This window comes from Pontibacter akesuensis, from assembly GCF_001611675.1.
Classification (GTDB): Bacteria; Bacteroidota; Bacteroidia; order Cytophagales; family Hymenobacteraceae; genus Pontibacter; species Pontibacter akesuensis.
The window spans coordinates 2,623,140-2,642,001 of the sequence record NZ_CP014766.1 but is presented as its reverse complement, the minus strand read 5'-3'; the positions used below and the strand labels follow the sequence as shown (position 1 = coordinate 2,642,001).

15 protein-coding genes are annotated in these 18,862 nt (G+C 54.0%); 4 read left to right on the top strand and 11 right to left on the bottom strand.

Translation table 11 applies throughout. The annotated features are described in order from the left end of the window. Nucleotides 1-69: 69 nt before the first annotated feature. From A0W33_RS11340 to A0W33_RS11325, 4 genes are all read right to left on the bottom strand, one after another. Nucleotides 70-945: an SDR family oxidoreductase gene (locus tag A0W33_RS11340; RefSeq protein WP_068838245.1), complete on the bottom strand. Its 876-nt coding sequence runs from the start codon at nucleotides 943-945 to the stop codon at nucleotides 70-72. Between the two features lie 38 nt (nucleotides 946-983). Then, nucleotides 984-1,847: a hypothetical protein gene (locus A0W33_RS11335; RefSeq protein ID WP_068838244.1), complete on the bottom strand. Its 864-nt coding sequence runs from the start codon at nucleotides 1,845-1,847 to the stop codon at nucleotides 984-986. A 391-nt stretch (nucleotides 1,848-2,238) separates the two neighbouring features. Further along, nucleotides 2,239-6,198: an AAA domain-containing protein gene (locus A0W33_RS11330; RefSeq protein WP_068838243.1), complete on the bottom strand. Its 3,960-nt coding sequence runs from the start codon at nucleotides 6,196-6,198 to the stop codon at nucleotides 2,239-2,241. A gap of 48 nt (nucleotides 6,199-6,246) precedes the next feature. After that, nucleotides 6,247-6,705, bottom strand: coding sequence for a GNAT family N-acetyltransferase (locus tag A0W33_RS11325; RefSeq protein WP_082815203.1), 459 nt, complete (start codon nucleotides 6,703-6,705; stop codon nucleotides 6,247-6,249). A 661-nt stretch (nucleotides 6,706-7,366) separates the two neighbouring features. Here A0W33_RS11325 and A0W33_RS11315 point away from each other — a divergent pair. From A0W33_RS11315 to A0W33_RS11305, 3 genes are all read left to right on the top strand, one after another. Continuing rightward, nucleotides 7,367-8,467, top strand: coding sequence for an alpha/beta hydrolase family protein (locus tag A0W33_RS11315; RefSeq protein WP_068838241.1), 1,101 nt, complete (start codon nucleotides 7,367-7,369; stop codon nucleotides 8,465-8,467). A gap of 24 nt (nucleotides 8,468-8,491) precedes the next feature. After that, nucleotides 8,492-8,974 carry an NUDIX hydrolase gene (locus A0W33_RS11310; protein WP_068838240.1) on the top strand — a complete coding sequence of 161 codons (483 nt, stop codon included), beginning with the start codon at nucleotides 8,492-8,494 and terminating at the stop codon, nucleotides 8,972-8,974. A 135-nt stretch (nucleotides 8,975-9,109) separates the two neighbouring features. Further along, entirely contained in the window at nucleotides 9,110-9,982 is an 873-nt protein-coding gene (locus A0W33_RS11305; RefSeq protein ID WP_068838239.1) for an NAD(P)-dependent oxidoreductase, read from the top strand. 244 nt (nucleotides 9,983-10,226) lie between these two features. On the opposite strand, the gene A0W33_RS11300 is transcribed toward A0W33_RS11305, so the two are convergent. The 5 genes from A0W33_RS11300 to A0W33_RS11285 all read right to left on the bottom strand — a co-directional run bounded on the left by A0W33_RS11300 (nucleotide 10,227) and on the right by A0W33_RS11285 (nucleotide 14,725). Next, nucleotides 10,227-11,165 carry a ComEA family DNA-binding protein gene (locus A0W33_RS11300; RefSeq protein ID WP_068838238.1) on the bottom strand — a complete coding sequence of 313 codons (939 nt, stop codon included), beginning with the start codon at nucleotides 11,163-11,165 and terminating at the stop codon, nucleotides 10,227-10,229. 9 nt (nucleotides 11,166-11,174) lie between these two features. After that, nucleotides 11,175-11,333 (bottom strand): hypothetical protein, encoded by a 159-nt coding sequence (locus A0W33_RS21095; protein WP_172798111.1) that lies wholly within the window; start codon nucleotides 11,331-11,333, stop codon nucleotides 11,175-11,177. After that, on the bottom strand, nucleotides 11,330-12,991 hold the full coding sequence (locus tag A0W33_RS11295) for a sodium-dependent transporter (protein WP_068838237.1): 1,662 nt from the start codon (nucleotides 12,989-12,991) through the stop codon (nucleotides 11,330-11,332). Before A0W33_RS11295 ends, A0W33_RS21095 begins: the two co-directional genes overlap by 4 nt. Before the next feature lie 170 nt (nucleotides 12,992-13,161). Beyond that, on the bottom strand, nucleotides 13,162-14,073 hold the full coding sequence (locus A0W33_RS11290) for an SDR family oxidoreductase (protein WP_068838236.1): 912 nt from the start codon (nucleotides 14,071-14,073) through the stop codon (nucleotides 13,162-13,164). A 1-nt stretch (nucleotide 14,074) separates the two neighbouring features. Further along, nucleotides 14,075-14,725, bottom strand: a complete 651-nt coding sequence (locus tag A0W33_RS11285; RefSeq protein ID WP_068838235.1) for a peptidylprolyl isomerase — start codon at nucleotides 14,723-14,725, stop codon at nucleotides 14,075-14,077. A gap of 305 nt (nucleotides 14,726-15,030) precedes the next feature. Here A0W33_RS11285 and A0W33_RS11280 point away from each other — a divergent pair, with 305 nt between their 5' ends. After that, nucleotides 15,031-16,590, top strand: coding sequence for an alanine/glycine:cation symporter family protein (locus tag A0W33_RS11280; RefSeq protein ID WP_068838234.1), 1,560 nt, complete (start codon nucleotides 15,031-15,033; stop codon nucleotides 16,588-16,590). A 99-nt stretch (nucleotides 16,591-16,689) separates the two neighbouring features. On the opposite strand, the gene hemC is transcribed toward A0W33_RS11280, so the two are convergent. Beyond that, nucleotides 16,690-17,646 (bottom strand): hydroxymethylbilane synthase, encoded by a 957-nt coding sequence (hemC, locus tag A0W33_RS11275; RefSeq protein WP_068840076.1) that lies wholly within the window; start codon nucleotides 17,644-17,646, stop codon nucleotides 16,690-16,692. An 87-nt stretch (nucleotides 17,647-17,733) separates the two neighbouring features. Further along, nucleotides 17,734-18,858, bottom strand: coding sequence for a DNA polymerase III subunit (locus tag A0W33_RS11270; RefSeq protein ID WP_068838233.1), 1,125 nt, complete (start codon nucleotides 18,856-18,858; stop codon nucleotides 17,734-17,736). Nucleotides 18,859-18,862 lie beyond the last annotated feature (4 nt).

Sequence of the window (18,862 nt, the reverse complement as noted above, 5' to 3'; positions counted from 1 at the left end):
TTTTTTGTATGGTGATGAATCAACGTAAAGCCAAAAACTGAAGGAGTATATTTGTTAGCTTAATGTATCTTAACTGAAATCTTCCTGATGATCTTGCAGGAACTGGCGCATGGTGTGTGGCTGGCGCCCTGTAAGCTGCGCTACGGTGTCCGTTGCCTGGCTGCCATTACCGTTTCTGTACACACCGTAGAGTTCCAGCAAAGCATCAGCCATCCAGGCGGGCACGTGCTGGGCCAACATGGCTTCCCGGGCCGCCGGTTCCGGCACATCCACGTATTCCACCTGTTTGCCGGTTACCTCGCTCATCAGCTGCGCCACATCGTAGTTCGAGAGCGCCTCAGGGCCGGTAATATCATAAATCTTTCCTTCATGGCCTTCGCCAAGTAGTGCTTCCACGCCCACGGCGGCAATATCGCGTGCATCCACATAGCATACTTTGCCCTCGCCGGTAGGCTGGTAAAAACGGCCCTCCTGCTTTATACTACCGGCATCATACTCAATGAAGTTCTGCATAAAAGACGTTGGCCTTAGGAAAGTATAATTGATGCCACTGTCCTCGATGTAGCGCTCTATCTCACGGTGCCAGCGGCCAAGCAAAATACCGGGCTCCTCATCCGCTCCCATCGAAGAAAGCTTTACAATGTGCTTTACGCCTGTTCGCTTTGCCTCATCCACCAGCGTCTTCTCCATCGTCACCTGGTCATCCGTAAAAGGCGCGATCATGAGAAGTTTATCGGCATGCGTGAAAGCCGCGTGCAGTGACTCGGGGTTCTCGAAATCCATTTCAGAGATCTCCACACCTGGCAGGCGCTTCAGGTTCTCCCCCGTAATGACAGAGTGAACGCCCGCCCGCACCCGGATATCATCTTCCAGCATCGAGAGTTGCTTGATCACTTCGCGGCCTACCGTGCCTGTGGCACCTGTTACTAATATGGTTGTATGCATTGTTTTCTCTTCGTTTTGATGTGATACTCCTACTACGGCTATTTTGCTTTTGGCGATGGCGATTGGCGCAGCCTTAGCTCAAAAAGCTTACCGCTCTCGTTCGTGATCAGCAGCTGATTTGGGGAAGTGTAGAGTATCGCCTCGGCCTGCCCCGTTCTGCCGACAGGCACGCAGTAGTGCTTTCCGCCGAGGCTGATGCGGCCGTTCTGCACCTCGAACAGGTATACTTTACCGTAGCCAAGTATGGCAAACTGCTTTTCGTCGGGTGAGAGCGCGGCGGCAGTCGTCATGGCGCGCACCGGCAGTTGCTCCTGCAAACGTGCCACATGCCTGCCTGCCGTGGCGGGTAAGGTATAAAGCTTCAGTTGCTTGTTTCGGCCGCGGCTTTTGGTGAAGAGATAGAGCGAATCCTGGTGGTAGAAAAACGCCTCCAGGTCGAAGTGCTGCTCATCCTGTGCGGGTGGAAATGCCATTTGGTCCCCAAAAGTGAAATTGATGGTGCCGCTTGAAGTATAGCTTTGCTTGTTGAGGATGTGGATACGCAGGTCCTGCCGGTTGTTCTGGTTGTTGCCGAAGTCGCCGATGAACAGCTGCTCCCCGCTCTCCGCGAGCTCTTCCCAATCACGGTTCGGCAGGTCCAGCGGCAATGTCTGCAGCAGTTCGCCATCCGCTCTAACCTGATATAAAGTAGCCGGTGTGCCGCTATCGCCGTGCGTCCAGAAAGTGCTGTCGGGGGCGTGGGCGAGACCAGAGCTTTCCTGTACCTGCTCGTTCAGCCGCGCTATTTTCTCTAGTTTATATTTGAAGTCCGGCCTTTCAAAGCCACTGTTGCGCCTGTCTCCGCCGCAGCCGCAGAAGAGGGTTTGCAGGTACACGTAAACGGTAAAAATTTTGTACAGCATGCTGATGTGTTTGCCTTGGCAGTACGAGGAGATCTGGGGAAAGTATAGCTTCCTGTTTCATATGTTGTTTACAACCCGAAGCCTATACTTGCAAACTAAATCGAAACGCGGCACAAGCGGACGCCTAATCCTGTTCCGTATCTTTACTGGAATAAGCCCTTATGTAAAAGAATTGTCCCCTTGAGGGGACCGAAGGGGTGTAAAGCTACGTAGTGGATGCGCTTTTGTCATAAATACTAGTGAATATGCAGGTGTAAACACCCCTATAATCCCCTCAAGGGGATAGCTCAAAACGAGTATTGGTTATGTTTATCCCCAAAAGGTTAAATTTGAAAAAGAGATGAAATGGGGCACAAGCGGACGCTTGCGCCAGCTAAAGCCTATGTAATTTCTAACTTTCCAGCATCTTCCCTTTCAGGCTTGCTTTCAACTCCTTCACCGTTTTCTCCGGCTTCTCCCAAAACTGGCGGCTGTACACGCGCTTGTAGGGCCAGTGGCGCAGCTGCAGCAATCTTGGAATGTCAGCGTGCGCATGTCGGACGGAGAGCGCGCTGTAATAGAGATCATCGTCGGTGAGTATCACACCGTGGTAGGCGGCTTCCTGCACCAGCGTAAGGTCAGCAAACGGCACTTCCTGCTTCAGGTGCGCTACCTGCTGCTGCAGTGCCTCTTTCAGCAGTGGCACGTAGTGCGGTATACTTTCCTGTTTCGGCTGATACTCAAAATAGCGGCGGCTCACCTGCTGGGCGTAATGCAGGTAATCGCGCAACAGCTTTGGCCCCAGGTGCAGCGTGTTCTCGACCTGCAGTTGCTCTGCCCGGATGCTGCTCACCACCACCACCTGCTGTTTGGCGCGGGTGATGGCCACGTTCAGGCGGTTTTCGCCACCAGCCTGGTTCAAACTGCCGAACTGCATGGCCAACTTGCCTTTCTCATCCGGGGCATAACCCACCGAAAGGATGATCACTTCCTTTTCATCGCCCTGAATGTTCTCAATATTTTTCACCAGCAGCGACGACGGCAGCGTGATTCCCTGCAGCAGCGCAGCCTCCTCCAGCAAATCCTGCACCAGCATCTGCTGGTTGTAATTAAAGGTGATGACGCCGATTTCCTCCTGCCCTTCCTGCAGGTACTGCAGCACCAGCTCCACCACCCGCTGCGCCTCCAGCAGGTTCTGGTTGTCCTGCCACAGTCCGTGCACTTTCACAAACCGGATAGCCGGCTGGCGTGCGTTGGCATCCAACAGTTCGGGTATCAGTTCCAGTTTGTCTTTATAGAAAAAGCGGTTTGAGAACTCGATAAGCTCCGGGTAGCGGCTGCGGTAATGCTGCGTGAGCATGGTCTGCGGCAAGTATAAACCGCACAGCTCCAGCAACGACTCAGCCGACAGTTCTTCCACTTCCTCCTCTTCTTTGCCACTCCAGCGGGCACGGTACAGGTCCGACGGTTTCAGCTGCTGGGCATCACCGGCAACCACCACCTGCTTGCCGCGCAGCATGGCGGGGATACCGGTTTCAGCATAGCACTGCGAGGCTTCGTCAAAAATCACCAAATCAAAGCAGCGCTCCAGCGGCAACACCGCCGACACCGTTTCGGGCGAGGCCAGCCAGCACGGCACCAAATCCAGCAGCTCCTCAGAGAACAGTTCGAACAGCTTGCGGAGCGGGTACAGACTGCGCTTCTTGCTCACCTGCGCGTGCAGGCGGCGGTATGTGACGGGATTACCCAAACGGTTTACCTCAATATCCTTGTACGCCTGCTCCCGTAACCGCGAAAGCACAATTTCTTGACTCAATTCCTGTTTTTGCAGCAACTGGTTTTGAAGTTCCCCTTCGATGCGCTCCAGTTCACCGTTGCTTGGCATGCGCAGCTCCGGGTGCAGCCCCTCCAACTCGTGCAGCCAAGCCAGGTGCAGGCTGTTCAGCAGCAGTGTTTCGCCCTCCTCTGCCGTTTTAATGCCTTGTTCCAGCAGCAGCCTCGCCACTTTTCGCTCAGCCTCGGTGAAGGAAGCCAGCAGTGTATCAAACGCCACCAGGTGCTCAAATACCTCGGGCAGCTCCTGCAGCAGCGCTTCTTTGTAGTTGTTGTCCTGCGTCAGGCGCTGCACCTGCGGCTCGGTGAGCCACTTCAGCCATACTTTACACTTGTCCTCTGCCTGATTTATACTTTGCACCAGTGCTTGCAGGTGCTCGGGCAGTTGCACGATGCGCAGCAGTTTCTCGTGCAGTACTTTATCGTTGTGCAGCTTCCGGAGGAGCTTTTGCGCCTGCAGGGCCTGCTCCACCACCTGTAGCTTCTGCAGCACCTCGGTGGCGTCACGATCAATCCGGAAACCTGCTTTTATACTTGCATTGATACCCTGCATGAACTCTTCTGTCTGCTTGCGCAGCACCAGCCGCCGCTGCAACTCGCCCACGCCTGCCTCATTCAGCTCCAGTTTATACTTGGCGAGCGCCTTCTGCAACAGCCGCTTTTCAGGTGAAAAATACCAGCTGATTTGCTTCCAAAACTGTCCCTGCTGCTCCTCATACTTGGCCAGAGCCGCCTTCAGCGAAACAAGATCTTCTACTGGAATCAGGCCATCGGGAGCCGGAGCTGCCAGGTATAGCGCTTTCAGCCGCAACACCTGCGCCTGCAGCTCCTTCGCCTCTGCCTGCTTTTGTAGTACCGGCTGAAGAGCGGGCAGCACCCCCTCCTGCCCCAGCAGCTTCTGCAGCTTAGCGATGTATTCTGATGCCGCTTTGTACTTTGGCAGCTCCCCCAGCACGAACGGAAAGCCGCTCAGGTCGCTGATATTCTGCTGCAGTGTGGTGTGCTCCTCTGGCAGCACCTGAATCAGCGCCTCCAGTTCCTGCCGCTCCTGCCAGGTGTAGCCTTTCATGCTGCGCCGCTCCTGCCACGCAAATTCTTCCTTTTGCCAAGGAATGGCCTGCTGCACATAGGCGTGCAGGCGCGGCAGAAACTCGGCCACGTTTTCGGCGGTGAGGGTACGGTAGGTGGTGGAAAGCGAGATGTGCGGCCGCTGTAAACTGCTGCGCAAGTATAGCTCTTTCGGCGACCACCCACTGCGGCTGGCATCGAAGAGGGCGCTTCTGAAGTTCTCCAGCCTTTCCAGGTTTTTGTTGATGCCGCGGCCTACCTCCAGAAAAACACGGTCGGTGTAGATGCTGTTTAGGGCCAGGTTCTGCTTGCGGTATTCATCCAGCTGCTCTATCTGCTCGCGCAGCTGTGTGAAAACGGCTTTGCGGTCGGCATTGATGTCGTGCACTACGGCGGCAAATGGCCCCAGCCCTTGCTGCGACAGGCGGCGGTGCACCACATCGAGTGCGGCCCGTTTCTGGCTCACCACGAGCACCTTTTTGCCCCGGGCCGTGAAGTCAGACACCAGATTGCAGATAAGCTGCGACTTTCCCGTGCCCGGCGGCCCCTGCACTACCACCGACTGCCCATGCTTTACCGCCTGCAGAGCCGCCTCCTGAGAGGCATCCATGGCAAAAGCGGTAAAGGTGTGCTGCGCCTGCGGTGTACTGTTTATACTTGCCTCCTGGGTGCCGAACAGCTGCTCCATTTCCTGCAGCGCTTCCTGCTCCAGCAAGGCGTCGTAATCCGACAGCAGGTAAGAGGCTGCCTGCGGAAAAATGCCCAGCACCGCCTGCTGCTCCAGGTACAGTTGCCCCGGCTTGTGCTCGGCCTCGTAGTCGGCTTTTTTATACTCGGTAAAGGTTTTGAGCTTGTCGGTAAAGAATTCGCGGCCCACGTTTATACTTAGCTGCTGCTCCTTGAGCAGTTCGTATACTTTGGTGCGGAACTCCAGCGGTTGTTGCGGCAGTGTGCTTACATCCAGCTCCAGCAGGTCTTCGGCCACCGGGGTGCCCATGTAATGCGCGTAGGCCAGCAGAAAGCTTTGGTTGAATTGGGGTGGCTGGGCCTCGTCGGGCTGCAGCTCCCACTCCTGCGCCGCATTTACCTGCAGCCGCACCGGGAAGAACAGCAACGGGCAGCGCACCGCCGTGCCATCCGAAAACTTGCCGTGCACAAAGGGCCAGCCTAAGTATAGTTCTTTGCTGCCGCGCTCTTCAAACACCATCTCCGCCTTCCGCTTAATAAACCGGAGGCGGCGGCTCACGGTGGCTACGGGCGCATGCCGACTATCGGCGTAAGGGCTTAGAGTGATCTTCTTTTTACCTGATAACAGTTTCTCCAGCACCTCGAAAGCGGGCTTCCCGTTCACAAAATCCAGCGCCTCCACATCCAGGTGCAGCTCCCGGTACAGGCGTAGCAGCACCAGGGCCCTGTTGCTGGAGCCGAGGTTCAGAAGCCTGCGTCGGTAGTTCTTAAGGATGTCCTTCATGGGTAATTTCTATACTTGGTGCAGCCGCAGCGCACAGGTATGCTATTGTTAGGTTAATTGCATGTGCAGGATCGGGTAGGGCTTACCGGTGCCATCGCGCTCAGAGCGGTCGGCGGTGCGGAAGCCAAAGCGCTCGTAAAAGCCGATAGCCTGCACGTTCTGCTCGTTCACATCCACCCTGCTTACTTTCAGTTTATGTATGGCATGCAGCAGCAGCAGCTTGCCAATGCCTTTCCCCCGGCTATCGGGGTGAATAAACAGCATCTCGAGCGCACCTTTGGCCGTGCCCATAAATCCCGCTATGCTTCCGTCGGGGTGCCGCACGGCGTGTAGCTTCACGGCTTTCAGGTACTTATGGCGCACAAGGGGCTTGTAAAACTGAAGGTCTTTTTCACGCAGGTAGTGGTGCGTGGCCCGCACAGATGCCTCCCACACTTCCATAACTGCATTATACTCGTCCGGCCCTACCGGCGAAACCTGCTCTTGTGCCTCCGTATCCTGGCTCATCACACGAAATTAATACTATACTATGCCTCGTAAACGAAAGAAGCGGGTGTTAAGTCTACCTAAACAAAGCAAGTTAGCAGGATTTAAGCAGACTTAGAAGGGAGTTACTGAGGCTGAATATGTTATCTTGTCATTTCTATTAATGCCAACTCACCACTACTCGGAAACTAAACGCTGCAGGTACAGGATCTTAACCTTAAGGATGATATATTCCCCCTGTTCGACTACACCACCAGCGATCATGCTGCCGCTGTATTACTCCAACCCCTTCAAACTGTACCGGATTCCGTTGATGAAACACAGCACAGGCAAAGCATCATACAAGGCTTTATAACGAACCGGGCCGTTGTCGGCGAATTTGCTTACCAGCAGCTGGATATCCGGGAGGTGTATGTGTTTCTGAATGATGTAGCCACACGCCGCTTGGTTTTGGAGCAAAACAGTATCAAGGGTACTTTGTGAGAAAGAAGGATTAACCAGTATCCTGGAACAATGAAGCTTGCGGAACAGATTTGTCTTTCAGCTGTGTTAGCTTAAAAACGCTACTGCATCTTATGCAGCACTCAGGCTAAAAACGGCCGCATGCAACATTTTTAACAACAGTGAGTTCTTGTAGGAGTATAAGCAACCCATACCTTTGCGCCTGCAAACGCGATCATACATGAAAACTAGCTTTCCCTCCTTTATACTGCTGCTGTTACTGTGCCTGGCCCTCTTAGGCTGCAACCGGGGTGATAAGCCCATTCCGCCCATTGAGCGGATGGATAAGTATAGCACCACCAAGCAGTATCCCGGCAAGGTAGGCACTGAAAGCCTGGCGGCCTGGAAAAAGGGGGTGCCTGATATACAGGATGTTCGAATAAAATCCACGGCCGACGGCCAGGTGGAACCTGCGCTGTTCTATGCGTCGGAGTCGAGCCGTAAAAAGCCATTGCTGGTGCTGCTGCACAGCTGGAGCAGCGGCTACCTGCAGGTGCCTTCGCTGCCGTTCGCGCTGTGGGCTGAGAAGTATGATTGGGCTTACATTCAGCCGAATTTCCGCGGCGTGTTCGATCATCCGGAAGCGATGGCCTCTGACCTGGCGATTCAGGACATCATGGATGCCGTGGAGTACGCCATGCAGAACGCCCACATCGACTCTTCGCGCGTTTACCTGGTTGGCTCTTCGGGCGGTGCCATGACGGCGTTGGTAACAGCCAGCCGCCACCCCGACATGTGGGCGGGCGTGGCAGCCTGGGTGCCTGTGTTCGATATTCCGGATTGGTATGAGTTTAACCTCTACTACCCGCACCGCAAGTATAACAGCCAGATTATTTCGGCCCTGGGCGGGGAGCCGCTCCCTGGTACACCCGCGTTCGAAGAAGGCAAAAAGCGCAGCCCGAGCACACAGATCCACCAGGCCAAAGACGTTCCCATTTTCATCGCCCATGGCATCAACGACCTGCTCGTGCCTGCCAGCCACTCCATTCGCGCGTTTAACATTCTGGCAGATCCTGCCGACACAATTTCGCAGGAGCAGATGGATTACATTGTAAAGGAGCAGGCGCTGCCGGAAGGGCTGGAGGGCACCAGCATGGATGCATACTTTGCCGAAGGCGACCCGCCGGTGGTGTTCAGCCGCACATCCAACAACGTGAAGCTGCTGCTGTACGTGGGCGTGCACGACATGGCCTATAACCCCACGCTGCTCTGGCTGAATGAGCAGCGCAAGCAGATGCAGCAAGATTCAACAGCTGTGAAGGCAACTCCCTTGGCGCAGTAAATCAGAGCGTTTATACCTGAGAAGATGACTGGAGACCTTTTCCCCGATGCTAGAAAACCCAAACTGGCCACTGTAGACCAGGTTTCGTCAGGCGGTATTGCTTTCCGGGCTTCTGATGATGCCGGTGTAGAGGTGGCACTCATTTCGGTGGGAAAGGAAAACCGCTGGCAGCTGCCGAAAGGTATCGTGGACAAAGGCGAAACGCCGGAAGTGACTGCGGTGCGTGAAGTACAAGAGGAAACAGGCATTGACACGGAACTGCTCCAAAAAATCGATACCATTGAGTACTGGTATGTGGGAAACAAAGGCAAGGAGCGCGTGCGTTTCCATAAGTTCGTTCACTTCTTTTTGCTCCGCTATACTTCCGGCCACATAAATAAGCACGATTGGGAGGTAAACGAGGCGCGCTGGGTAACGCTGGCGCAGGCAAAGCAGATGCTTACCTTCAAGTCAGAAAAGCAGGCACTGGAGAAAGCCGAAAAGCTGCTGGACTTACTCCACTTGTAAGTATAAATTGACAGGATGATGCGGCACCTACTTGCCAAGTATAAACAGCTCATACTTCCCCTCTCACTCATCTGACATAACCATTCCACTCCCTTCCTCGCATAAAGGAACTGTAGTTTAAACAAACCGACATACATGAAAGTAGGATTTATAGGATTAGGCATTATGGGCAGCCGCATGGCCGCAAATTTACAGCAAGCGGGGCACGAACTGGTGGTGTACAACCGCACCCAGTCCAAAGCCGATGAGCTGGTACAGAATGGTGCGACACGCGCAGAATTACCGGCAGCGCTTGCCGCACAATGCGATGTGGTGATCACGATGCTCTCAACACCAGAAGCCGTTGAAGAAGTGGCCTTAGGCGAAGATGGATTTCTGGAGGCACTGCCTGAAAACGCACTCTGGGTAAACTGCAGCACCATCAATCCGTCGTTCACCATCAAAATGGCAGAGCAGGCGACAAAACGAGGCTTGCGCTATTTGGATGCGCCTGTTTCCGGTTCGCTGGTACCCGCCGAGAAAGGAGAGTTGATTTTCCTGGTAGGCGGCGATGCGGCCGATGTGGCGCAGGTGCAGGAGCTATTTGATATAATGGGCAAGGAAACCGTGCATGTAGGCGCGCATGGCACCGGCGCAGGCATGAAAATGGCAAACAATATGATGCTGGCACAAGCCATGGCCACTTTCGCGGAAGCCCTTAAGCTAGGCACGTCCTTAGGCATTTCGGAGGAGATGCTGTGCAAAACACTGCTGAACGGGCCCGCCGCTGCTCCTTTTCTTAAGCTAAAACAGCCTAAGCTACTCAGCCGCGATTTTGCCCCGGAGTTTCCGCTGGAGTGGGCGCACAAAGACCTGCACCTGGCAAGCGTTACCGCCTACGAACAGAACATTGCGCTGCCGTCGCTGCAAGCCGCTAAAGAGGTTTTTGCCCAGGTAAAAGCGCAGGGCTTTGGTGAGGAGGATTTATCGGCGGTTTATAGAGCATATTTGCCGGAGGAGGAGAAGTAGTTATTCGTGCAGAGACACGAAGCGTTTTGCTTTAACCACACCTGCCATTCCACTTTACACAAGTAACCAAACTCACTCCTGTCATTTCGAACGCAGTGAGAAATCTCTACAGAATTCTAAATAGATTTCTCACTGCGTTCGAAATGACAGCAGGTTTGCTGCTTCTGCTTTCCTTTGGCTCTAGCTAACGAGGGCCGCGAAAGCAGTTTTGTCCGACCACATATAAATAAAAGGAAGGCTACTCCTATTCCAGCGCCAGGTACGGTTTCAGCTTTTCATAGAGTTCTGCTGACACGAGCCGCACCTGCCGCACATCCTCCACACGCTCATACCTGCCGTGCTGCTCGCGGTATGCCACAATAGCCCGCGCCACGTTCGAGGAGACGTAGGGATGAATTTTCAGCTCATCGGCTGTGGCTGTATTGATGTTGAGCTGTCCCGGCGCGTAGCCTTTCGCCACGAAGGTATACTTCTGCAGGCTATCCACCACATCCGGCGGCAGCCCGTACACCTCCCCAACCTGCGCCATACTATGGAAGCCGCCCAGGTTATCTCTATACTTCAGAATACGAGCAGAAAGCTTGCTGCCGATTCCCCTGATCTGCTTGAGCTGAGTGGTATCGGTGGTGTTGATGTTGAAGGGTGCCAGTATAAATTTCTCCCGCGGTGGCCGCTCGGTACTCCAGTTTGGATTGGGCTGGTTGGCAGCATACTCCTTGCGCTTATACTTGCTCGGCCGCTCCACAGGCAGCTGAATGTAAGGGTGCAGGCGCTGGAAAACGGAATCCGGCAACCCGTAAATCCTGCCAAGCTCGGCTTTATAGGTCAAATCGCCTACTTTGTTGCGGTAGTTAAGGATGCGCTGAGCCAGGTACTTAGGCAACCCGAACGCCTGCCACTCCTCCACCGTCAGCTCGTTCGGGTTAAAAGGGCGCAGCGCTACGGTTGGTACGCTATACTTGCTGCGGCGCTCCGCCTGCTTTGCCTCCAGCTGCGCGGCCAGGCTATCCAGCAGTTGCCGGTCCGATGCCGAAGAAAAGTTTTCCTCCGAAGTATAAAACTTACCAAAAAGAAAAGGTGCTGCCGTAAGCAGCACCAGTAAGGTGAGTAGCACCAGAAACGCATTTACCTCGCGCTGCGAAAAGCCAAAGTTTCTGCGTATCCAGTGCTTTATTTTCTTCATGTAGGGGTTCTACGGTTTTACCTGCCGTTCCGATTCGTCATCGTTATCGGTGTACGAATCGGGCTCGGGCTTAGGCGGCGCGCTAATTACCCGGGTGAAGAAGTAAATCATAAGACCAGTTACCAACAACATAGTGGTAAGCATGATGATTAGTGCTGATGTGTTCATATTTTCTGGATTCTTCCTTCTCTAACTCTTTTCTTATACGCGATGTACACCAGCGCAGCGATGCTCAAAAACACGGTTGCCAGCAGAATACGCGAGGCATTCACGAAGAACAGCGTATTCTGCAGTTGCTCGATCACAGCCGGATCGGTGGCTTCTGCCAACTTGCGGTGCAGGCTCACGTTTCTTAGCTTGCTGATGATAGAACCGTCATCCAGCTGCCAATCGCCGCTTAAAGCCTTGCCCCAGTCGCCGCCTTTTGGCGTAACCAGCGAGCCAATGAATACCCACAACAGCAGCAGCGGCGTAATGTACTTGATGATGAACTTGTAGAAGTTCGGCACCTTGATGTCGGCACCAGAGATAATCTCTCTCCAGCCTTTGTCGATACCGAAAACCCAGGCAAACAGAATGGTCTCCACCAGGGCAAACACCACCAGAGACACGGTTCCTGCCCAATAATCATACTCATCGAACACGCCATACTTAAAGAACAGCACGGTAGGCATACCAAGTATAAGCACGATCAGGCCGAAAGACCAGGCAGCAGATTTGCGGCCCCAGTTAAACTCGTCCTGCAGGAAGCCTATCCACGGCGTACCCATGGCCAAGGATGAGGTGATACCGGCAAAGAACAGCAGGCCGAACCACATCATGCCGGCTACGGCGCCCATTACATCTCCCCACTGGAAGAACAGGTAAGGCAGCGTCTGGAAGGCAAGCCCCAGGCCACCCGACTGCACCATTTCGGTAACGCGGTCAACGCCCAGGTAGCCGATAGAGATTGGGATCAGGATAGAGGCACCCAGCACCACCTCTACGAACTCGTTCATCCAACCGGCTGACATGGCATTCAGAGCGATATCATCTTTCGGGCGAACATAAGAGGCGTAGCAATGTACCGTACCCATACCTACCGACAGGGTAAAGAAAATTTGTCCGGCTGCCGCCAGCCATACTGTAGGCGACCACAGTTGCTCAAAATTCGGAGTCCAGAGGAAGTTTAGGCCCACAGTGCTGTCGTTGATGGCACCATCTACGCCAGCGTTGATCGTGAAGCCTTTGAAGGCTAGGAAAACACCGAACAAAAGCAGCAATGGCATGCCTACTTTCGCCACGCGCTCCACGCCACCAGCCAGGCCCTGCGACAGGATCCAGGTATTTAGCAACAAGCAAAGGATGTAAAACACAATCGGTTCGTACGGAATACCCAGAGTAGACTGGCCAATAGCCACATACTCACTGAAGAACGCCGCTACGCCGTCCTGGTCCAGGTCGCTGAAAGTACCAACCACAGAGTGCATCACGTAAGAAAGCGTCCAGGACTCGATGTAGCAATAGTAAGCCGCCACCGCAATGTTGGTCCAGATGCCGAACACACCGATATATTTCCAGAGGCGGTTCTTGCCCATTGTATCCACAATAAATGGGGTGGAGTGGTGCCCGAACTTGCCCCCAAAGCGGCCCATCGACCACTCAATCCACAGCAGGGGAATGCCCATCACCAGGAAACAGACAAGATAAGGGATGATGAAGGCGCCACCGCCGTTCTGCACCGCCTGCACCGGGAAGCGCAGGAAGTTTCCGAGACCTACAGCGTTGCCGGCCATCGCCAGGATCAAACCGACGCGCGAGCCCCAGGATTCTTTATTAGCACTCATAAGAAGGGTAGAAGTGTTGAATTAGTTTAGTTTAGGTAATAAGGTGGTAATAGAGGGAATTTAAAGGACACAATATAGGTATTGCTACTGACAGCACCATTAAAAATAAAGTATTTTTAATGCTCTCTATCTTAGGCAGATCTTGATGTAGTTGCCAGCACTGCTTGCGTTTAAAGTTTGGCGTCGGCCTGCTCCGCTACCAGTCGTATGCCCTCGGCAAAGCTGTGGGGGCGGTAACCCAGCTCCATTTCTGCCTTACGGATGATGAAACCGGTGCGCGGTGGCCGTTTAGCGGGCTGCGAAAAGGTACTGCCGTCCGCTTTATCGATCAGCGACTTGTCTAGCGCAAAGAAGTCTGCCACCTGCATGGCCATTTCATAGGGCGTGAGCATTTCGGAGCCGGAGATGTTGTAGATGCCCTCAGCGTCTTTTTTAGCAGCCAGCCAGCAGCCCATGGCCAGGTCTTCGGCCAGTGTTGGCGTCCGGAACTGGTCTGTCACCACTTTAATCACCTTGCCGGCGTTCAGGCTATCGCGCACCCACAGCACGATGTTGGTGCGGCCGTAGTCGTTTACCACGCCATACACGAGCACAGTTCTAAGTATGGCCCACTTGCATTTTGCGTTCTTCACAACCTCCTCTGCCATTAGCTTGGTTTCGCCATAGAAGTTCACCGGGTTGCCTTCCGCTGTTTCATCGTACGGTCCGTCCTCGCCATCAAAAATAAAGTCGGTGCTTACGTGGATGAGGTGCGCTTCATACTTCTCGCAGGTGTTTACCAGGAACTGCACGGCATCACGGTTCAGCAGCAGGGCGCCGTCGCGATCGCTCTCGCACTGGTCCACGTTCGTCATGGCAGCCGTGTGAATGATGTGCGTCGGGCGGAATTCGTTGACAACCAGGTCTACCTGTGCGGCATTGGTCACATCCATACTTCGGAAAGGCAGCGTAGGGTACATCTCTGCCAGTTTGTTCTCGCCGCGGCTGGTGGCGAGCAAGGCCACATCAGGCTTTGCCAGCAGGAGTTCTGCCAGCTTTTGCCCCAGCAGGCCGTTGGCCCCGGTAATGAGTATGCGCTTCATGCTAGTTTTTCTCGAGTGTTTGGGTGTTGTAATTGTAATCGTACTTTTTGGCGATCTTCTTCTTTTTCACCTGCTTCACCGTCACCTTCATTTTCACATCAGAGAGCGGCCGGTCGCGCCCGTCCTTCGCCACCTCGGCAATCTTGTCCACCACATCCAGTCCGTCCACTACCTGCCCGAACACCGTGTATACTTCGTCCAGTATCGGGGTGCCGTCGTGGTTCTCCACAATATAAAACTGTGAGCCGCTGCTGGCTCTCTCTGTGTTCACGCGGTCATCTTTACGGGCGGCGGCCACTGCGCCCCGCACATGCTTGTGCTCCGGCTTTATCTCTGCGGGCACGGTGTAGCCAGGGCTACCGCCACCGTCGTTGCCTGGATCGTTGTCTTTGGTGTTCGGGTCTCCTCCCTGGATCATGAAGCCATCGATCACCCGGTGAAAGGTGGTGCCGTCATAAAATCCCTCTTTCGCCAGCTTCAGGAAGTTGGCCCGGTGCAGCGGGGTGTCCTCAAAAAGCACCAGTTTGATTTCTCCCTGCGGAGTGGAGATGGTGACCAATTGGTCTTTGCCTTTCGGCTTTTGCGCCAGCACCGCCAGCGGAAGCAGCCCGACCAGCAGGGTGGCTGCGGCTATTTGTTTCAGCAGTTTCATACTTCTGTTCTATGTGTTTATAAGCTTGTTTCTGAACCGGCCACACGTAGCAGGTTTTCAAATTTAAACGTTTTTAGCTCCCTTTTATAGTTTTAAAGGTTTTTCTCTGGCTTCATCCGCTTTTCTGGGCAGCGCAAACGGATACGGCACCCTACGGGCAGTTCGTGAAACGTGCCGCAGTCACTGCTGCAGATTATACTTTACACCACTTTTGTTGTACTGACGGAGGCAATATGGCCTCAAACTTTACTTTAGCGGCATAAAAAGTTATATTTAGCATAAGACTAATCAACAAAACCTCATAGATGAAGAGAATCTTACTCGCTGCAGCGCTCAGTTTGGGGGCCTGTGGTTCCCTCTTTGCCCAAACACACAAAACAACGGTAGACGAACAGATTGATGCCGCCGTCGGCCCCACGGCCCAGTTCATCTCCGACATCGTGTTTTACGAACTCCGAATTACCGACACAATCTCAGTACCCCTTATCCTGCTCTGGCTGCTCCTGGGCGCCTTGTTCTTTACGGTATACCTGGGCTTTATCAACATCCGGGGTTTCCGCCACTCTTTTGATATTGTGCGCGGCAAGTATAACCAGGAAGATGCTCCCGGCGAAATCACGCACTTCCAGGCGCTGACTGCGGCCGTTTCGGGCACCGTGGGCTTGGGTAACATTGCCGGTGTGGCCATCGCCATATCGCTGGGCGGACCGGGTGCCACGTTCTGGATGATCCTGGCAGGTTTGCTGGGCATGTCGTCTAAGTTCATGTCCTGCACACTGGGCGTGAAGTATAGAGACGTTCACGCAGACGGTACCGTATCCGGTGGCCCGATGCACTACCTGAACAAAGGGCTGCGGGAGCGCGGCATGGCTGGTTTCGGCAAGTTTCTGGCGGCGTTCTTTGCCATTATGTGTATCGGTGGGGCGCTTGGAGCCGGCAACATGTTCCAGGTAAACCAGGCTACTCAGCAGTTCATCGCTGTTACGGGTGGCGAGGCAGGCTCCTTCTTTGGCGGGGGCAACGCCTGGATGTTCGGTTTGATCATGGCCGTTCTGGTGGGCCTGGTTATACTAGGTGGCATGAAAAGCATTGCCCGCGTAACCGAAAAAGTTGTTCCGCTCATGTGCGGCATCTACATCCTGGCTGCTATTTTCGTGCTGATCGCTAATTATACGCAAGTACCTGATGCGTTCGCTGCTATTTTTGAAGGTGCCTTCACGGCCTCTGCCATCGGTGGCGGTGTGGTAGGTGTGATGATCCAGGGACTGCGCCGCGGCATGTTCTCCAACGAGGCCGGTATCGGCTCGGCTGCCATTGCGCACTCTGCCGTTAAAACCAACGTACCGGTAACCGAGGGCTTTGTAGCCCTGCTCGAGCCCTTCATCGATACGGTGATTGTCTGTACCATGACAGCCCTGGTAATCATTGTTTCGGGTGCTTACCAAATAGAGGGTGTGGGTGACGGCATCGCGCTAACCTCCTCAGCCTTCGCTACGGTAATCGACTGGTTTCCGGTTATACTTGCCGCGGCCGTTATACTTTTCGCCTTCTCCACCATGATCACCTGGTCATACTACGGCCTGAAATCGTGGACATACCTGTTTGGCCATACCACGGCAGCCTCTGTCAGCTTTAAGGTGCTGTTCTGCGCCTTCGTGGTGTTAGGTGCCCCAATCCAGTTAGGTAGTGTGGTGGCTTTCTCTGATGCCATGCTGTTTGCTATGAGTATCCCGAACATGATCGGCCTGTACATTATGGCTCCAACCGTGAAGCGCGAGATGCAGGATTTCCTCGCTTATGCCCGCTCTTCCAGTACACAGCCACTTACCAAAGCCGCTGTGAAGGCAGAAGCTTCCAAAGCTTAGTTTTATACTTATTTTTAAACAAAGAGGGCCTTCTACATGTGCAGAAGGCCCTCTTTGTTTCTAGTATTTTATGTTGACCAGACTCTGTGGAAAGCAGATTTATACTTGCTCGCCGCGCTCTGCTCTTATACTTCTTAAGATTTCATCGCCGCCCTGGCTCAGGATGGTGTTAGCCAGCTCCTCGCCCATCTCCTCTGCCGTTACCGTTGGTCCTTGCATAGTTTCACGCAACAAGATGGCCCCATCAAGGCTGATGATGCCGCCGGTTATACTTAAGCCTTCGTCTGAAAGGCTTGCCAGGGCAAACGTAGGAATGCTGCATCCGCCCTCCATGGTGCGCAGGAAAGCACGCTCAGCCAGCAGGCACACGTGTGTTTCGGTATGGTTCAGCGCCTGCTTCAGGCCTTTTTTCAACTCTATATCCAGGTTTTTGGCGCACTCCACGGCTACGCTGCCCTGCCCGGTAGCCGGCACAAACTCATCTGCCGGAAACGTATGCACGATCAACTCTTCATAGCCCATGCGGCGCACACCGGCATAAGCCAGCATCAGTGCATCAAACTGCTTCTCTTCGAGCTTGCGCAGGCGCGTCTGCAGGTTGCCCCGCGATTCTGCCGTGGTGATGTTCGGGTAGTATTTCCGTAGCTGCGCCTTGCGACGGGTAGAGGAAGTACCGATAATAGCCTTGCTCTCGCGCTCCAGCTTGAAGTTAGGATCGAACGACAACAGCACATCGTTTACTTCTTCGCGCTCCATAAAAGCGATCAGTTCCAGGTCCGCTGGAATGGTAGACTGCACGTCTTTGGCGCTGTGCACAGCAATCTCCACCTGGCCTTCGCGCAGGCATACTTCCAGTTCCTCGGTAAACACGCCCTTCGAGCCAATCTTCGCCAGTGACTTGTCCAGCACCTGGTCGCCTTTGGTGCTGATAATAACCAGCTCTGTTTTAAAGCCTGCCGCCTGCAGTTTCTCAGCCACAGTTTCCGCCTGCCACAGGGCCAGTTTGCTTCCGCGTGTACCGATGCGTATTGTTTTGTCTGTTATGTTCTCTGCCATGTCTATACTTTCCGGAAGGGCAATTACCTGCTCTTCTTCCATTTATAGTCTATACTTTTCAGCCGCATACTGCAGCTTCATTTGTTGCTATCCTTTACGCAGGTAACCTGCCAACTGAATGGAGCTATCCACAAATACCATCTTGGGGTTGGCATTGCGCTCGATGTGGAAATGCGCCTGGTTCAGCTCCTCCGCCAGTAGCCCCGCGTTGTTGCCCGTAATCACTTTTGAGAATTTCTGCACGAAATCCAGCTCCGCTGGCGGCAGAAAAGAGATCAGGGAGGCATCCACCCCAAATAGCATCACCTTGCGGAACAGGTTGAGCGCGTACAGCAAAAAGTTCTTCTGGTTCTCGCGCCCGAGCGCCTGAAATTTGTCGCTCATGTCCACCAACTCTATAAACTTATAACTGTAACAGTGGCGCATCCATTCCGTGAAGAACTGGAAATAATCACTGCTCACCTCGCTCATCAGCTTGGCGGCGGCATTGAGGTTTCCTTCGGCCAACTGCGCTACCTGCGCTGCCTTTGTTTCATCGGCGCTATACTTCTGCTGCAGCCAGCTAATTACTTCCTGCTCCGTAAAGCTGCGCACCTGCATAATCTGGGTACGGGAGGTGATGGTGGCCAGCAGCTTCTCCGCCGACTGCGACACCAGTAAAAACACTGTCTGCGCGGGTGGCTCCTCCAGTAACTTGAGCAGGGCGTTGGCCGCAGAAGGGTGCATCAACTCAGGCAGCCAGATCACCACCAGTTTGTAGCTTCCCTCAAACGCCTTCAGCGACACCAGCTTTACCAGTTGGCGGCTTTCATCTTTAGAGATAATGCCTTGCTTGTTTTCCGCCCCGATGTACTGCATCCACTCGTTCAGGCCCTGGTAAGGGCTGGCAAGAATAAATTCGCGCCACTCAGCCAGGAACTTGTTGCTCAGCGCATCCTTGCTCACCGACTTGGTGGTGGTCACCGGCATCACGAAGTTGAAATCGGGGTGCACCAGCTTGTTCATTTTCACGCAGCTGTTGCACGTGCCGCACGAATCATCCGGCTGCTTATTTTCGCAGTTGATGTAGGTGGCATAGGCCAGCGCCAGCGCCAGGTTAGCGCTTCCCTCCTGCCCCAGAAACAGCTGCGCATGCGCCACATGGTTCTGTTGCACTGATTTCAGCAGCAGCTGTTTTGCCTCCTGATGGCCTATGATCTCTGAAAACTGCACGCTT

What these genes read in the sequence shown, in the direction of transcription:
- A0W33_RS11340 (WP_068838245.1), bottom strand. Translation starts at nt 945, where the DNA reads ATGCATACAACCATATTAGTAACAGGTGCCACAGGCACGGTAGGCCGC.
- A0W33_RS11335 (WP_068838244.1), bottom strand. Translation starts at nt 1,847, where the DNA reads ATGCTGTACAAAATTTTTACCGTTTACGTGTACCTGCAAACCCTCTTC.
- A0W33_RS11330 (WP_068838243.1), bottom strand. Translation starts at nt 6,198, where the DNA reads ATGAAGGACATCCTTAAGAACTACCGACGCAGGCTTCTGAACCTCGGC.
- A0W33_RS11325 (WP_082815203.1), bottom strand. Translation starts at nt 6,705, where the DNA reads ATGAGCCAGGATACGGAGGCACAAGAGCAGGTTTCGCCGGTAGGGCCG.
- A0W33_RS11315 (WP_068838241.1), top strand. Translation starts at nt 7,367, where the DNA reads ATGAAAACTAGCTTTCCCTCCTTTATACTGCTGCTGTTACTGTGCCTG.
- A0W33_RS11310 (WP_068838240.1), top strand. Translation starts at nt 8,492, where the DNA reads ATGACTGGAGACCTTTTCCCCGATGCTAGAAAACCCAAACTGGCCACT.
- A0W33_RS11305 (WP_068838239.1), top strand. Translation starts at nt 9,110, where the DNA reads ATGAAAGTAGGATTTATAGGATTAGGCATTATGGGCAGCCGCATGGCC.
- A0W33_RS11300 (WP_068838238.1), bottom strand. Translation starts at nt 11,165, where the DNA reads ATGAAGAAAATAAAGCACTGGATACGCAGAAACTTTGGCTTTTCGCAG.
- A0W33_RS21095 (WP_172798111.1), bottom strand. Translation starts at nt 11,333, where the DNA reads ATGAACACATCAGCACTAATCATCATGCTTACCACTATGTTGTTGGTA.
- A0W33_RS11295 (WP_068838237.1), bottom strand. Translation starts at nt 12,991, where the DNA reads ATGAGTGCTAATAAAGAATCCTGGGGCTCGCGCGTCGGTTTGATCCTG.
- A0W33_RS11290 (WP_068838236.1), bottom strand. Translation starts at nt 14,073, where the DNA reads ATGAAGCGCATACTCATTACCGGGGCCAACGGCCTGCTGGGGCAAAAG.
- A0W33_RS11285 (WP_068838235.1), bottom strand. Translation starts at nt 14,725, where the DNA reads ATGAAACTGCTGAAACAAATAGCCGCAGCCACCCTGCTGGTCGGGCTG.
- A0W33_RS11280 (WP_068838234.1), top strand. Translation starts at nt 15,031, where the DNA reads ATGAAGAGAATCTTACTCGCTGCAGCGCTCAGTTTGGGGGCCTGTGGT.
- hemC (WP_068840076.1), bottom strand. Translation starts at nt 17,646, where the DNA reads ATGGCAGAGAACATAACAGACAAAACAATACGCATCGGTACACGCGGA.